General features: G+C 67.5%; 16 protein-coding genes. 6 read left to right on the forward strand and 10 right to left on the reverse strand.

Features of this window, described 5'->3' with window-relative positions; all coding sequences use genetic code 11:
- The first annotated feature begins 104 nt into the window (after positions 1-104).
- From E5A73_RS12195 to E5A73_RS12205, 3 genes are all read left to right on the forward strand, one after another.
- Positions 105-443: a P-II family nitrogen regulator gene (locus E5A73_RS12195; RefSeq protein WP_100283106.1), complete on the forward strand. Its 339-nt coding sequence runs from the start codon at positions 105-107 to the stop codon at positions 441-443.
- Between the two features lie 14 nt (positions 444-457).
- Positions 458-1,867: an ammonium transporter gene (locus E5A73_RS12200; protein WP_240700153.1), complete on the forward strand. Its 1,410-nt coding sequence runs from the start codon at positions 458-460 to the stop codon at positions 1,865-1,867.
- Positions 1,868-2,024: 157 nt separating this feature from the next.
- Positions 2,025-2,651, forward strand: coding sequence for a hypothetical protein (locus tag E5A73_RS12205; RefSeq protein ID WP_135964088.1), 627 nt, complete (start codon positions 2,025-2,027; stop codon positions 2,649-2,651).
- Here E5A73_RS12205 and E5A73_RS12210 read toward each other — a convergent pair.
- The 6 genes from E5A73_RS12210 to recQ are packed head-to-tail and all read right to left on the reverse strand — an operon-like array spanning position 2,629 to position 8,193.
- Positions 2,629-4,209, reverse strand: coding sequence for a GMC family oxidoreductase (locus E5A73_RS12210; RefSeq protein ID WP_206366474.1), 1,581 nt, complete (start codon positions 4,207-4,209; stop codon positions 2,629-2,631). The genes E5A73_RS12205 and E5A73_RS12210 overlap by 23 nt on opposite strands.
- Positions 4,146-5,105 (reverse strand): sterol desaturase family protein, encoded by a 960-nt coding sequence (locus E5A73_RS12215; protein WP_206366475.1) that lies wholly within the window; start codon positions 5,103-5,105, stop codon positions 4,146-4,148. The genes E5A73_RS12210 and E5A73_RS12215 overlap by 64 nt, the downstream gene beginning before the upstream one ends.
- A 10-nt stretch (positions 5,106-5,115) precedes the next feature.
- Positions 5,116-5,505, reverse strand: a complete 390-nt coding sequence (locus E5A73_RS12220) for a hypothetical protein (protein ID WP_135964090.1) — start codon at positions 5,503-5,505, stop codon at positions 5,116-5,118.
- Positions 5,502-5,936, reverse strand: a complete 435-nt coding sequence (locus E5A73_RS12225) for a protein tyrosine phosphatase family protein (protein ID WP_135964091.1) — start codon at positions 5,934-5,936, stop codon at positions 5,502-5,504. Before E5A73_RS12225 ends, E5A73_RS12220 begins: the two co-directional genes overlap by 4 nt.
- The gene (locus E5A73_RS12230) at positions 5,933-6,424 is read right to left on the reverse strand and encodes a hypothetical protein (RefSeq protein WP_135964092.1); all 492 of its coding nucleotides are present in this window, start codon (positions 6,422-6,424) and stop codon (positions 5,933-5,935) included. The genes E5A73_RS12225 and E5A73_RS12230 overlap by 4 nt, the downstream gene beginning before the upstream one ends.
- Positions 6,421-8,193 carry a DNA helicase RecQ gene (gene recQ, locus E5A73_RS12235; protein WP_135964093.1) on the reverse strand — a complete coding sequence of 591 codons (1,773 nt, stop codon included), beginning with the start codon at positions 8,191-8,193 and terminating at the stop codon, positions 6,421-6,423. The genes E5A73_RS12230 and recQ overlap by 4 nt, the downstream gene beginning before the upstream one ends.
- A 109-nt stretch (positions 8,194-8,302) precedes the next feature.
- Here recQ and E5A73_RS12240 point away from each other — a divergent pair, with 109 nt between their 5' ends.
- Positions 8,303-8,779, forward strand: a complete 477-nt coding sequence (locus E5A73_RS12240; RefSeq protein WP_135964094.1) for a DUF1579 domain-containing protein — start codon at positions 8,303-8,305, stop codon at positions 8,777-8,779.
- Between the two features lie 74 nt (positions 8,780-8,853).
- Positions 8,854-9,165 (forward strand): LysR family transcriptional regulator, encoded by a 312-nt coding sequence (locus E5A73_RS12245; protein ID WP_240700154.1) that lies wholly within the window; start codon positions 8,854-8,856, stop codon positions 9,163-9,165.
- Positions 9,166-9,341: 176 nt separating this feature from the next.
- Here E5A73_RS12245 and E5A73_RS12250 read toward each other — a convergent pair whose 3' ends face one another.
- From E5A73_RS12250 to E5A73_RS12265, 4 genes are read right to left on the reverse strand one after another with little or no spacing between them, the layout of a single operon-like run.
- On the reverse strand, positions 9,342-9,758 hold the full coding sequence (locus E5A73_RS12250; RefSeq protein ID WP_338112868.1) for a DUF2141 domain-containing protein: 417 nt from the start codon (positions 9,756-9,758) through the stop codon (positions 9,342-9,344).
- Positions 9,697-10,473 (reverse strand): sterol desaturase family protein, encoded by a 777-nt coding sequence (locus E5A73_RS12255; protein ID WP_135964095.1) that lies wholly within the window; start codon positions 10,471-10,473, stop codon positions 9,697-9,699. Before E5A73_RS12255 ends, E5A73_RS12250 begins: the two co-directional genes overlap by 62 nt.
- 30 nt (positions 10,474-10,503) lie before the next feature.
- Entirely contained in the window at positions 10,504-11,055 is a 552-nt protein-coding gene (locus E5A73_RS12260; RefSeq protein ID WP_135964096.1) for a DUF2585 domain-containing protein, read from the reverse strand.
- Positions 11,056-11,066: 11 nt separating this feature from the next.
- A complete protein-coding gene (locus E5A73_RS12265) occupies positions 11,067-11,657 on the reverse strand; it encodes a TetR/AcrR family transcriptional regulator (protein ID WP_135964097.1) in 591 nt (196 codons plus the stop codon).
- A 77-nt stretch (positions 11,658-11,734) separates the two neighbouring features.
- Between E5A73_RS12265 and E5A73_RS12270 the strand changes: the two genes are divergently transcribed.
- Positions 11,735-12,349, forward strand: coding sequence for a glutathione binding-like protein (locus tag E5A73_RS12270; RefSeq protein ID WP_135964098.1), 615 nt, complete (start codon positions 11,735-11,737; stop codon positions 12,347-12,349).
- The last annotated feature ends 28 nt before the right edge of the window (positions 12,350-12,377 follow it).

Below are 12,377 nucleotides of genomic sequence, written 5' to 3' on the forward strand. Positions count from 1 at the left end.
CCGGTAACACTCCTTAACGCGCGCGGCCCGCGGAACCACGCCATTCGGCTATTGGCATGCCCCTTGCTGAGTGTCGCCGGGGTCAACCGCCAATAGGGGGCGACATGAAGCTCATCATCGCCATCATAAAACCGTTCAAGCTCGACGAGGTGCGCGAGGCGCTCACGCAAGTGGGGATCGCCGGCATGACCGTCACCGAGGTCAAGGGCTTCGGCCGGCAAAAGGGCCAGACCGAGATCTATCGGGGCGCCGAGTACAGCACCAACATGGTGCCCAAGATCAAGCTCGAGATCGCCTGCGGCACCGACATCGTCGACCGTGCGGTCGAGGCGATCCAGGCCGCGGCCAGCACCGGCGCGATCGGCGACGGCAAGATTTTCGTCCTCGATCTCGGCCAGGCGGTGCGCATCCGCACCGGCGAGACCGACGAGACGGCTTTGTGATGAAGGGGGCACAGATGAAGCTAGCAACCACATTGGCCGCGGGGGCGGGTGTCGCCCTGTTCGCGGCGGCGCCCGCCTGGGCGCAAGACGCAGCGGCGACGGTCGTGCCGACCGACGCGATGGTCAACAAGGGCGACGTCGCCTGGATGCTCGTCTCGGCGGCATTCGTGCTGATGATGTCGGTACCGGGCCTCGCGCTCTTCTACGGCGGCCTCGTCCGCACCAAGAACATGCTGTCGGTGCTGATGCAGGTGCTGACGATCGTCTGCGTCGCCGGCCTGGTCTGGTGCGCCTGGGGCTATTCGATGGCCTTCACCAACGGCGGCAGCCTCAACGCCTTTGTCGGCGGCTTCTCGAAGGTGCTGCTCAAGGGCGTCGACGCGAACACCTTCGCGGCGACCTTCTCGAATGGCGTCTATCTGCCCGAGACGGTATTCATCGTCTTCCAGATGACCTTTGCGATGATCACCCCGGCGCTGATCGTCGGCGCGTTCGCCGAGCGCATCAAGTTCACGCCGCTGATCCTGTTCGTCGTCGCATGGCTGACGCTGGTCTATTTCCCGATGGCGCACATGGTCTGGTATTGGCCGGGCCCGGACTTCCAGCCCGGCCTGCCCGACGATCACGGCTATCTCTGGGGCCTCGGCGCGCTCGATTTCGCCGGCGGCACCGTGGTCCATATCAATGCGGGCATCGCCGGCCTGGTCGGCTGCCTCGTGATCGGCAAGCGCACCGGCTACAAGACCGATCCGATGCCCCCGCACTCGTTGACCATGACGATGATCGGCGCTGCCCTGCTGTGGGTGGGCTGGTTCGGCTTCAACGCCGGCTCCAACCTCGAAGCCAACAAGTTCGCCGCATTGGCCTTCGTCAACACGATGACGGCAACCGCTGCTGCGGGCGCAGTCTGGGCGATCATCGAACAGATCATCCACAAGAAGCCGTCGCTGCTCGGCGCGGCATCGGGCGTCGTCGCCGGTCTGGTGGCGATCACCCCGGCCGCCGGCTTCGCGCATCCGATGACGGCGATCGTGCTCGGCGCGGTGGCCTCGGCGGTGTGCTTCTTCTTCGTCACCACGGTGAAGAACAAGCTGAAGTACGACGACACGCTCGACGTGTTCGGGGTGCACTGCATCGGCGGCATCGTCGGTGCGATCGGCACTGCGATCGTCGCCGCGCCGTCGCTCGGCGGCCAGGGCTTCATGGACTTCAACGTGATCCCGGCGGTCGCGGGCACCTATGACATGGGCGCGCAATTGCTCACCCAGGCCAAGGCGGTCGGCGTGACCCTGCTGCTCTCGGGCGGCGTCTCGGCGATCCTGTTCCTGGCGCTCAAGCACACCATCGGGCTTCGCCCCACCGTCGAAGTCGAGCTCGAAGGGCTCGACATCAACGAGCATGGCGAGCGCGCCTACAACTACTGACAAGTTCGGGGCGTCGCGCATTCTCCTGCCCGCGCGGCGCCCCACCCGACGTTCCTCCTGCGGACGACTGGGCCGGTGATCTTCGGATCGCCGGCCCTCTTTTTGCGTGTCGGCGGCGCGTGCGGTATCGTCGGCGCGGGCCGCGGGGGGGACAGCGATGCCGAAGCCGAACGACTTCCATATCGGCGTGATCGAGTTCTTCTCGATCCTGTTGCCGGGCGCTTTGCTCACCGCGGCGCTTGTCGGGCGCTTCCATCCCGAACTTGCCGAGCCGTTGCGCTCGCTACTGGCGCCCGCCGGTGCCGATTGGGTGGCGTTCGCGCTCGCCTCCTATGCCGCGGGCCATTTCGTCTTCCTGGTTGCCGCGATGCTCGACGGGCTGGTCTATGACCGGCTCGAGCTGTGGAAGCGGTTCCGCGGCGGCGCCGATCATTGCTATCTGCGCGCCACCGAGGCGCGGCAGGCCTTTTTCGGCACGCTCGAAAGGGATGTGCCGATGAACAGCTTCGCCTGGGCGAAATCGGTACTGCGGCTGCGGGCGCCGGCCGCGCTTGCCGATGTCGAGCGCTACGAAGCCGATTCCAAATTCTTCCGCTCGCTGGTCGTGGTGATCCCGGTGACGGCGGTGCTGCTCGCGGCGAGCCCGCTGCTCGCCGCGCTGGCGGCGGCGCTGACCCTCGCCTCGTTCTTCCGCTACGCCGAACGCCGCTACAAGAGCACCGAATGGGCGTATCGCTATCTGCTCGTGCTGATCGAGACGCCTAGCCCAGATCCTCGGCGATGAACGCGGCGCAGCGTTCGCCGATCATGATGCTCGGGGCATTGGTGTTGCCGCCGATCAGCCGCGGCATCACCGATGCGTCGGCGATATAGAGGCCGTCGACTCCGCGCACCCTCAGCCGAGGATCGACCACCGCCTCGTCGTCCGAGCCCATTCGGGCAGTGCCCACGGGGTGGTAGACGGTGTCGGCACGCGCGCGGATCAGCGCTTCGAGCGCAATGTCGTCGGCGAGGTCGACCGGATAGCGGTCGCGCCCCTTATGGTCGGCGAGCGGCGGGGTATCGAGGATACGATACATTGCGCGGACACCCGCCTTGAGCACCGCCATGTCGCGCGGGTCGGACAGGAACGCCGGATCGATCAGCGGCGACGCGGCGGCATCGGCCGACTGGAGCCGGACGCTGCCGCGGCTTTCGGGACGCAGCACGCAGGCATGGCAGCTATAGCCATGGCCCTTCACCTTGGTGCGCCCGTGATCCTCGACGATCGCGGTCAGGAAATGGAGCTGGATATCGGGGCGGTCGCCGGCGAACGCGGTGCGCAGGAACCCGCCCGCCTCGGCATAAGGCGAAGTCATCCCGCCGCCGCGGGTGAACAGCCACTGGACGAGCGCACCCAGGGATTTGAGCGTACCCATCGGTGACCGTCCGAGGAAGAAACTGCCTTCGGTCTCGAACGCCGCAGTATAGTCGATATGGTCCTGCAGGTCCGCGCCGACCGCAGGCCGATCGAGCTGCACCGGCAGGCCCAATTGAGCGAGATGCGCAGCCGGGCCGATCCCCGACAGCATCAGCAATTGCGGCGTCTGGAACGCGCCCGCGGCGAGCACCAGCGCACGGCGCGCCCGGATCTGGCAGGATTGCCCGCCTTGCCGATAGGCGACACCGGTGGCGCGTCCATCCTCGAACAGGATCCGTTCGACCAGCGCGTCGCAGACGATGTCGAGATTGTCGCGCCTGCCCGCCGGCAGATAAGCGCGCGACGCGGTCCAGCGCTCGCCGTTCTTCTGCGTCACCTGATAGAGCCCGACGCCGTCCTGATGCGCGCCGTTGAAATCGCGATTGACCGGGATCTGCAGCCGCGACGCCGCCTCGATGAAGGCGCGGCTGCCCGGATGCGCGGAATCCTGCTCGCTGACCCAGAGCGGGCCGTCGTCGCCGTGGAAGCCGTCGGCGCCGCGGACATTATGCTCGGAGCGGCGGAACCAGGGCAGCACGTCGTCCCAGCCCCAGCCGGTGCAGCCGACGTCGCGCCACTCGTCATAGTCGCCGGGATTGCCGCGGATGTAGAGCATCGCGTTGATCGCGCTCGATCCGCCCAGCCCCTTGCCACGCGGCTGGTATCCGCGCCGCCCGTTCAGTCCCGGCTGCGGCACGGTCTCGAAGCCCCAGTTGGTCTTGTCGGTCTGGAACGGCATCATGCCGGGCATGATCGTCCTGAGGCCGGTGTTGCGTCCGCCTGCCTCAAGCACGGCGACGCTATATTTGCCGCCTTCGCTCAGCCGGCCGGCGACTGCGCTCCCGCCCGATCCGCATCCAATGACGACGATGTCGGCTTCCACGCCTGTCCCCCCTCGTGCCGCGTTGCTTCCCAGCGTGCCTTTATCGTTTCCGACGTATCGCGGTTGCCGTCGTGGCTCCATCCGGGCGGTCGGATCATATAGCCGAGCCGCGCGGCCCAGCCAGGCGCGTGCCAGACATCCCTGGCGATGCCGACCCATTCGTGCGTCGCCGCCCACAGGATATTGAAGCTGCCGAGATCCTTGACGATGCCGTAGCGTGGCTTCTCCTCGTCGCGCTCGGGCTCGAAGGTGCCGAGCCAGCGGTCCCAGACGATGAACACCCCGGCATAATTGCGGTCGAGATAGCGCGGATTGGTCGCGTGGTGGACGCGGTGGTGCGAGGGCGTGTTCATCACCGCTTCGAACCAGCGCGGCATCCGGCCGATCGCTTCGGTGTGGATCCAGAATTGATAGACCAGGTTGAGCCCGGCGACGAAGAACACGAGTCCCGGCGGGAAGCCGATCAGGAACAGCGGCAGCCGGAACACGAAATTGAGGCTGAAGAAGCCGGTCCAGGTCTGCCGCAGCGCGGTCGACAGGTTATAATGCTGGCTCGAATGGTGGATGACGTGGCTCGCCCAGAACCAGCGGACGCGGTGCGCCGAGCGGTGGAACAGATAATAAGCGAAATCGTCGATCACGAACGCGACGACGAACCAATACCAGGCGTAACCGATGTCGAAGAGGCGGAACTGCCACAGCCAGGTCGCCAGCGCGAACACCGCGCCGGCGGAAAGCACCCCGGCGATCGTGCTGCCGAGCCCCAGCGCCAGCGAGGTCAGTGTGTCGCGCGGCTCGTAGCGCGTGCGATCCTTGATCCGCGCGACGATCATCTCCGCCAGCACGAGCAGCACGAAGCCGGGAATCGCCAGCGTCACGGGATCGGCGAGCGTCATGCCCGCCTATTTACATGATTGTTAGTTGCGCTTCCAGCCCGTCGACATCCTCGGGCAGCACGCCGTAGAGCAGCACCGGGCCGAACATCCGTTCGCCGGTCTCGATCGTCACGCCTTCGGGCGAGGCGCGCCGCCACAGCGGACGTCCCAGCCGCCGCGCCGCGACCTTGGCGCCGTGGCGCTTGATCAGCGCAATCCCGTCGGTGCCGAGCACCAACGCCGCCGCGCCGTTGGTGCCGACCAGAGCGGCGCGCGCGACGAAGCCGCTCAGCGCGTCCTCGGCCATCCGCCGCGCGGTCGCCTCGTCGGCGATGCGGCTCTCGCCGAGCTTGAGCAACCACGAGACCAGGACCAGAATCAGGACGGCGGCGACCGACCCGCCGATCTGGACCCAGTTCATGCGCGCCCGGCGAGCGCGTCGAGCAGCGGCCGGATGCCCGAAATGTCATAGCCGGCACCCGCCGCCTTGGCGGTGAGCACGGCGGGATCCCCGCCACGGCTGGCCTCGGCGAGCGCCCACAGGTTGCACGAGCGCGTCCCCGAGCGGCAATAAGCGAGTACGGGGCCGCCCGCGCTCACGAGTGCCTTGGCCATCGCCTCGACCTGCTGCGACGACATGCCGCCCATCACCGTCGGGATCGCGACATAGCCGAGCCCGGCGGCCTCGGCTGCCGCACGGATCGCTGCGCTCGAAGGCTGGCCGGCCTCTTCGTCGTCCGGGCGATTGTTGATGACCAGCCCGAAGCCCTGCTCGGCGAGCATCGGAATGTCCTCGGGCGCGATCTGCGAGGCGACCGAAAGGGTCTCGTCGATACGACGCAGCTGAGTCATGATGTTACCTTTCGATCTTCGATGATCCTGCCCTTGGCGCTCCAGCGCCGTACCAGGGCGTCGGCTTTGATGATCGCACCGACCGCGGTCTGGGTGGCCGGTTCCCGGCAGCCGGCGAGATAGCCGATGGCGTGGGGCTTCCCGCCCGGTCGAGCCCAGCGGACCTCGCCATATGCGCCGTCGGTGATCGCGACCGTGCAGGGCAGTGCGCCGCCCGCGCGGCGTTCGACGCCGGATAACACCGCGCGAAGCTGGCGATAGCCTTCCGGTCCTGCTGCAACGCGCCGTACGATCCAGTGCGCGTCGCGTGCGAACCCATTGGGCACCGCCGCGGCGTAATGGCCGTTGCCTCGCGGATCGATCGACCATTCCGAGACGCGCCTGCCCCAGCTGTTCATGTCCATCGAGATTGTGGCGGGTGTGGGGACGGTATCCGGTGTGCTCGTAGCGATTGCCGCAACCAGAGCCAATGCGATTGCCGCCTTCACGCCGCCTCCCGAATGACCCTGAGGAAGGCATCACCATAAGCCTCGAGCTTGCGCGCGCCAACGCCCGAGATGGCGCCAAGGCGGGACAGATTGTCGGGCCGAGTGAGCGCCATGTCGCGCAGCACCGAATCGTGGAAGATGACATAAGGCGGCAGTCCCGCCTCCATTGCGATCTCGCGGCGCTTGGCGCGCAGTGCCTCGAACAGCGGATTGCCGATCGGATTGACTCCCCCGTCCCCTGTCCGCCCGCGTTTCGCGCGGCGCTCGCGCTTCGGCGGCAGCACCAGCTTGAGATCGGCGCCTTCCTTGAGAATCGGCTTTGCCCCGGGCCCGAATTCGAGCCCGCCATGCGCATTGGCGCGCAGCGCGTCGCGCAGTAGCAAGGCGCGCGCCACTGGCTTGAGCAATGCCGCTTCGTCGCCGTCGACGATGCCGAACACCGAGAGCTTTTCATGCCCGTTCATCAGGCTGCGCTCGCTCGACTGGCCGAGCAGGATGCTCTCGATATAGCCGACCCCGAACATCATGCCGGTGCGGAACACCGCGGAGAGGAATTTCTGCGCGGTAACGGTGGCGTCGATCGCCGCGGGCGGGGTGAGGCAATTGTCGCAATTGCCGCAATTTTCAGGGGCGTCCTCGCCGAAATGCCGGAGCAGGATGCGGCGCCGGCACCCGGCTGTCTCGACCAAAGCGCCGAGCGCAGTCAGCCGGACTCGCTCGCCCGCCTGGCGCCCGGGCTCGACTTCGCCGATCCGCTGGCGCGCCTTGGCGAAATCCTCGGCGCCCCAGAACAGGTGCGCGACCGCCGGATCGCCGTCGCGGCCGGCGCGGCCGGTCTCCTGATAATAGGCCTCGATCGATTTGGGCAGCCCGGCATGCGCGACGAAGCGGACGTCGGGCTTGTCGATCCCCATGCCGAACGCGACGGTGGCGACCACCACCATGTCTTCCGACGCGACGAACGCAGACTGGTTGCGGCGGCGGACGGCGGGGTCGAGCCCGGCATGATAGGGCACCACGCTGCGCCCGGTCTCGCCCAGCTTGGCGGCGAGCTTCTCCACCCCGGCGCGAGTCTGGGCATAGACGATGCCTGGGCCGGGCTGCTCGGCGATCAGGTCGACGATCTGCCGAGTCGTGTTCTCGCGCGGGGTGATCGTGTAGCGGATATTGGGTCGGTCGAACCCGGCGATGATCAGCCCGTCCTGCGGAATGCCGAGCTGCTCGAGGATGTCGGCGCGGGTATGCGCGTCGGCGGTGGCGGTGAGCGCCAGCCGCGGGACGTGGCCGAAGCGGTCGAGCAGCGGGCGCAGCAGCCGGTAATCGGGGCGGAAATCATGCCCCCATTCGGAGACGCAATGCGCCTCGTCGATCGCGAACAGGCTCAGCTTGGCCTGGCCCAGCAGGTTGCGGAAACCCTCGCCCGAGGCGCGTTCGGGGGCGATGTAGAGCAAGTCGAGCGCACCGGCGCGGAAGCGCGCGATCGTCTCGTCGCGATTGTCGTCGGCCGAGGTCAGCGTCGCCGCGCGGATGCCGACCGCCTCGGCGGCGCGGAGCTGGTCGTGCATCAGCGCGATCAGCGGGCTGACGACGATGCAGGTGCCGTCGAGCGCGAGGCTGGGCACCTGATAGCAGAGCGATTTGCCCGCGCCGGTGGGCATCACGGCAAGCGTGTTGGCGCCCGCCATCACGCGTTCGATCACCTGCGGCTGCACGCCGCGGAAATCGGGGAAGCCAAAGGTTTTCCGGAGGATGTCGAGCGGTTGGTCCACGCTGCTCCTATCCCCATCTAGCGCGTCCAGAGCAAGGCGTGATCACCAGTGCCATCCTCGGCGAACCAGGCCATACCCTGCACAACCGCTCTCTCTGGAGGAAAGCCGCGTGACCCCCACCGAACCTTGTCCCGATTTCGACTTCCAGCAGGGCAGCTGGCGGGTGAACCACCGCCGGCTCAAAGTGCGACTGGCGGGCTGCACCGAATGGGAAAAGTTTCCCGGCACTTGCGAGCAGCGCCCGATCCTCGGCGGCAACGGCAATATCGAGGACAATCTGCTCCACTTGCCCGCCGGCAGCTACCGCGCGATCGCGCTGCGCTCCTACGATAAAGCGAGCGGCAATTGGGCGATCTGGTGGCTCGACGGGCGCGCGCCGCATCGCCTGGACGTGCCCGTGATCGGCCGGTTCGAAGACGGAATCGGCAGTTTCCATGCCGACGATCTGCTGGATGGCGCCCCTGTCCGGCTGCGTTTCCTGTGGCTGCGCACCGACACGCGGTCGCCGCGCTGGGAACAGGCGCTGTCGGCCGATGGCGGCGCGACCTGGGAGACCAACTGGACGATGGACTTCGAACCCGCCTGAGCGCCACGCGCCGGAAGAACATGCCCGGAACGAGGCCCTTCCAATGTAGGATTTGATCTGCTCCATCCTGATCGATGGAACAGCAGCCCGATCGCAACCCGCCCGCGCGCGATGCCGCGCCGGCGCCGTCCCACCCGCCGGCGGTGCCGCCGCCGCGCGCGCGATGGAATCCCGCCCGCCAGCGCATCTTCCTTTCCGCCCTGCTCGAGACCGGCAGCGTCGTGCGCGCCGCGCGTGCCGCGGGGATGTCGCGGTCGAGCGCGCAGCGGCTGCGCCTGCGGCTCGCCGGCACGCCGTTCGATCGCATCTGGGAGCACGCGCTCGCGGCGCACGCCGCGCGGATGGCCGATCCGTTCGCGCCCGCCGCGCCGGAGGCGCGTCGATGACGCGCCGGTGTCGCGACGGTGGCGCGTTCCTGCCGCGTCAGCGCCGCGTTCCTGCTGCGTTACCGCGGCGTCGTCGGCGCTTATGCGGTGCGAAGCTGCCGCGTCGCAGTCCCGGCCCCCTCGGCGCGTGCCAAAAAAACCCGTTTTCGAGTCAACCGAGTCAATCTGGCCGCGCTTCAAAGCAGATAGCGCATCCGCACTTGCTGGGTCTCGCCGCCGACCCCCACGGCAAACCGCGCCGCGTTGAAGCGCGGGGGGCCGAAGCCGATCGCCGGATTGCGCGAGAAGCCGAAGCCCTCGCGCGGGATGCCGAGCATCGTGTCGAGCCGGGCATTGCCATTGGCGTCGTGGATCACCGCGACGGCGTATTCGCCGGGCGCCAGTCCTTCGAAGCGGATGTGCGGCGCGGCGGCGGACAGCGTGCGCTTGATGCCGTTGCCGCCGGCCTTGCAGTCGGGAAAGGCGCCGGCATCGGCGGTGAGGCAGAGCTGGATCACTCCCTTGGCAGAGCGCAGCCCGGTGATCTCGACGTCAAGGCTGGCGAGCGGCGTCGCTCCGGGAAGCAGCGCGAGGCACAGCCCCGCCGCCGCGATGCGCGAAGTCGCCGAGCCCCTTGTCGGTGCCGCACAACCGGTCCCAGAAACGAAAGTAGAGGCCATAATTGCATCCATAAAGCTGGTGGTGGCGCTGATGATGGCTCGCGGTGATCAGCCATGCGCCCAATGGACCGCTATGCATGAACCGGGGGAATATCTCCCAGCCCATATGATTGGTCACTCCCATCACCGTCATGATCGTCAGCACCAGCCCGAGCGCGCCGACATGGATCGGAATGACGAAGACGAGCAGCGGAATGACGAAGGCGCCGGTGAGCGCCTCGATCGGATGGAAGCTCATCGCCGCCCAGGCAGTGGGCGGGCGGCTGGCATGGTGTACGGCATGCGCGATACGGAACCAGCGCGGCCGGTGCATCAGCCGATGCGTCCAGTAGAACCAGCTGTCGTGCGCGAACAGATAGAGCAGCACCGACAGCGGCAGATACCAGAGCGGCCATGCGGCGGGATCGGTGTAGATCCGCGTCCAGGCATGATTCTGCCAACCCCAGGCGACCACCCCGGCGGGAATCCCGTAGATCGCCGCCGAGGCGAGGCTCCAGCCGATCTCGCGGCGCATCTGCCGGTCGAGCCCGGCGTAAAGACCGGGATGTCGCAGCCGCGTGGCGAGCGCGAACCCGCCCGAAGCGGCGAGATAGCGCAGCCCGACGATCAAGGTCATCGCCAGCGCGGAGAGGAGTACGGCAAGGGCCATGGCCTCGCCTACACCCGCCGCCCGCCGCAGTCACCCGCCTTGCCAGGTCCGCACGGCGTCGATCGGCCAGGCGAGCATCAACACATTCAGGGTCAGATTGTCGCGGATCAGCGCCAGCGTCATCAGCTCGAAGCCGATCGCCAGCGCGATCGTCGCCCAGGCCGGCAGTTTCGAGGCGACCCAGAAGCCGAACGCCATCCAGCCCACATCGGCCAGCGAATTGACGATGCTGTCCCCCGAATAGCCCAATGCGATCGTCGCCTCGCGGTAGCGGTTGATGATGATCGGCGAATTTTCGAGCAATTCCCAGAAGCCTTCGACCACAACGGCGATCGGCAGCGCCCAGTTGCGCGCGCGTCCCCGCAGCGCGAAATGCGCGGCAGCGTAGAACAGGAAGCCGTGGATGACATGGCTGAAGCTGTAAAAATCGGCGAGGTGCTGGCTGTTCTCGCTCGACTGGACTGCACCGTGCCACAGCTTGATCGTCCCGCACGGGCAGATCGGCGGCCGGTCCATCGCCAGCAGGATCGCGCCGACCGCCAACCCGAGCAGCAGCGCCGTGATCGCCGCGCGCCGCGGCACGCGCAGCGCGGTCAGTTTCCGCCTCCCGCAATCAGCTCGACACAGTCGCGCGCGACGCGTTCGAGCTCGTCGCGCGGTGCGCCGCCGCGCGCGCGCACGCTGAGCGAGTGGAGCACCGAGGCAACCAGCCGGCCCTGTGCCGCCGGCGCCGGGCTACCCGCGTCCGCCAGCAATCGCGCGATGCGATCATCCTCGATCGCGAGGAACGCCGCGAGCTTTTCGCGGACCTGCGGATCGGCGGCCGCCTGCGTCGCCGCGGTGTTGATCACCAGGCACCCCTCGGGTCCGTCGCTGCCGGTCAAATACAATGCAATACCCCCCATCAGGATGCGCTCGACCAATTCGCGCAGCGGCAGTTTCGCTTCGCCGAGGCGGACCAGCTGGCGCTCGACCCGCGCCGTCAGCCGGTCGATCGCCGCGATGTACAAAGCGCGCTTGTCGCCGAACGCCGCGGCGAGGCTGGGTCGCGCCAGTCCGGTCGCTTCGGACAATTCGTCGAGCGATGTGCCCGAAAAGCCGTGCGTCCGGAAGCGCTCGGTGGCGCGCACGAGCGCCTCGTCCTTGTCGAAGCCGCGCGGGCGTCCCCGCATTTTGACGGTCATTCTATGCGAACTCGCAAATAATCTCTTGACCCGCTCATTTTTATGCGAGATCGTACAGAAATCAAGGGAGGTTGGTCATGAAGCTCTATTTTCGTCCCTTCGCCTGCTCGCTGGCGGCGCGGATTGCGCTCGAGGAGGCCGAGCTCGACGCGGAGTTCGTCGCGGTTCCGGCGGACGGCCGGCTGCCCGACGGTCGCCATTACAGCCAGCTGAGCCCGATGGGATACGTCCCCGCGATCGAGACGCGCGGCGGCTTCGTGCTCACCGAGGGCCCGGCGGTGCTCACCTATATCGCCGAGCTGGCGCCCGAAGGCGCGCTGAGCTTCACCGGCTTTTCCGATTCGCATTACCGGATGCTCGCCTGGCTCAACTTCATCAGCACCGAGCTGCACAAAGGGGTGTTCACGCCGCTGCTCGGCAAGCGCGCGGGCCCCGAAGAGCGCGCGGCGGCATTGGCGCGCGTCGCCAAACCGTTCGACGTGCTGGCCCGCCAGCTCGAGGGCCGCGCGTTCATCGAGGACCGCTTTACCGTCGCGGATGCCTATCTGCTCGCCGTCCTGAACTGGTGCGAGCATTCGGGCGTGGCGCTCGCCGATTGGCCGGTGCTGCTCGATTATCGCACCCGGCTTCGCCAGCGCCCGTCGGTCGCCAGGGCGATGGCCGAGGAATGGCCTTTGCTCGAGGCCGCCTGAGACAAGCTCTCGGGGGCGAGCCGCATCG

Origin of the sequence: Sphingomonas gei, from assembly GCF_004792685.1 — a bacterium.
Taxonomy (GTDB): domain Bacteria; phylum Pseudomonadota; class Alphaproteobacteria; order Sphingomonadales; family Sphingomonadaceae; genus Sphingomonas; species Sphingomonas gei.

Coding starts and splice junctions, on each gene's coding strand:
- E5A73_RS12195 (WP_100283106.1), top strand. CDS start 105: ATGAAGCTCATCATCGCCATCATAAAACCGTTCAAGCTCGACGAGGTG.
- E5A73_RS12200 (WP_240700153.1), top strand. CDS start 458: ATGAAGCTAGCAACCACATTGGCCGCGGGGGCGGGTGTCGCCCTGTTC.
- E5A73_RS12205 (WP_135964088.1), top strand. CDS start 2,025: ATGCCGAAGCCGAACGACTTCCATATCGGCGTGATCGAGTTCTTCTCG.
- E5A73_RS12215 (WP_206366475.1), bottom strand. CDS start 5,105: ATGACGCTCGCCGATCCCGTGACGCTGGCGATTCCCGGCTTCGTGCTG.
- E5A73_RS12220 (WP_135964090.1), bottom strand. CDS start 5,505: ATGAACTGGGTCCAGATCGGCGGGTCGGTCGCCGCCGTCCTGATTCTG.
- E5A73_RS12225 (WP_135964091.1), bottom strand. CDS start 5,936: ATGACTCAGCTGCGTCGTATCGACGAGACCCTTTCGGTCGCCTCGCAG.
- E5A73_RS12245 (WP_240700154.1), top strand. CDS start 8,854: ATGGAACAGCAGCCCGATCGCAACCCGCCCGCGCGCGATGCCGCGCCG.
- E5A73_RS12255 (WP_135964095.1), bottom strand. CDS start 10,473: ATGGCCCTTGCCGTACTCCTCTCCGCGCTGGCGATGACCTTGATCGTC.
- E5A73_RS12265 (WP_135964097.1), bottom strand. CDS start 11,657: ATGACCGTCAAAATGCGGGGACGCCCGCGCGGCTTCGACAAGGACGAG.
- E5A73_RS12270 (WP_135964098.1), top strand. CDS start 11,735: ATGAAGCTCTATTTTCGTCCCTTCGCCTGCTCGCTGGCGGCGCGGATT.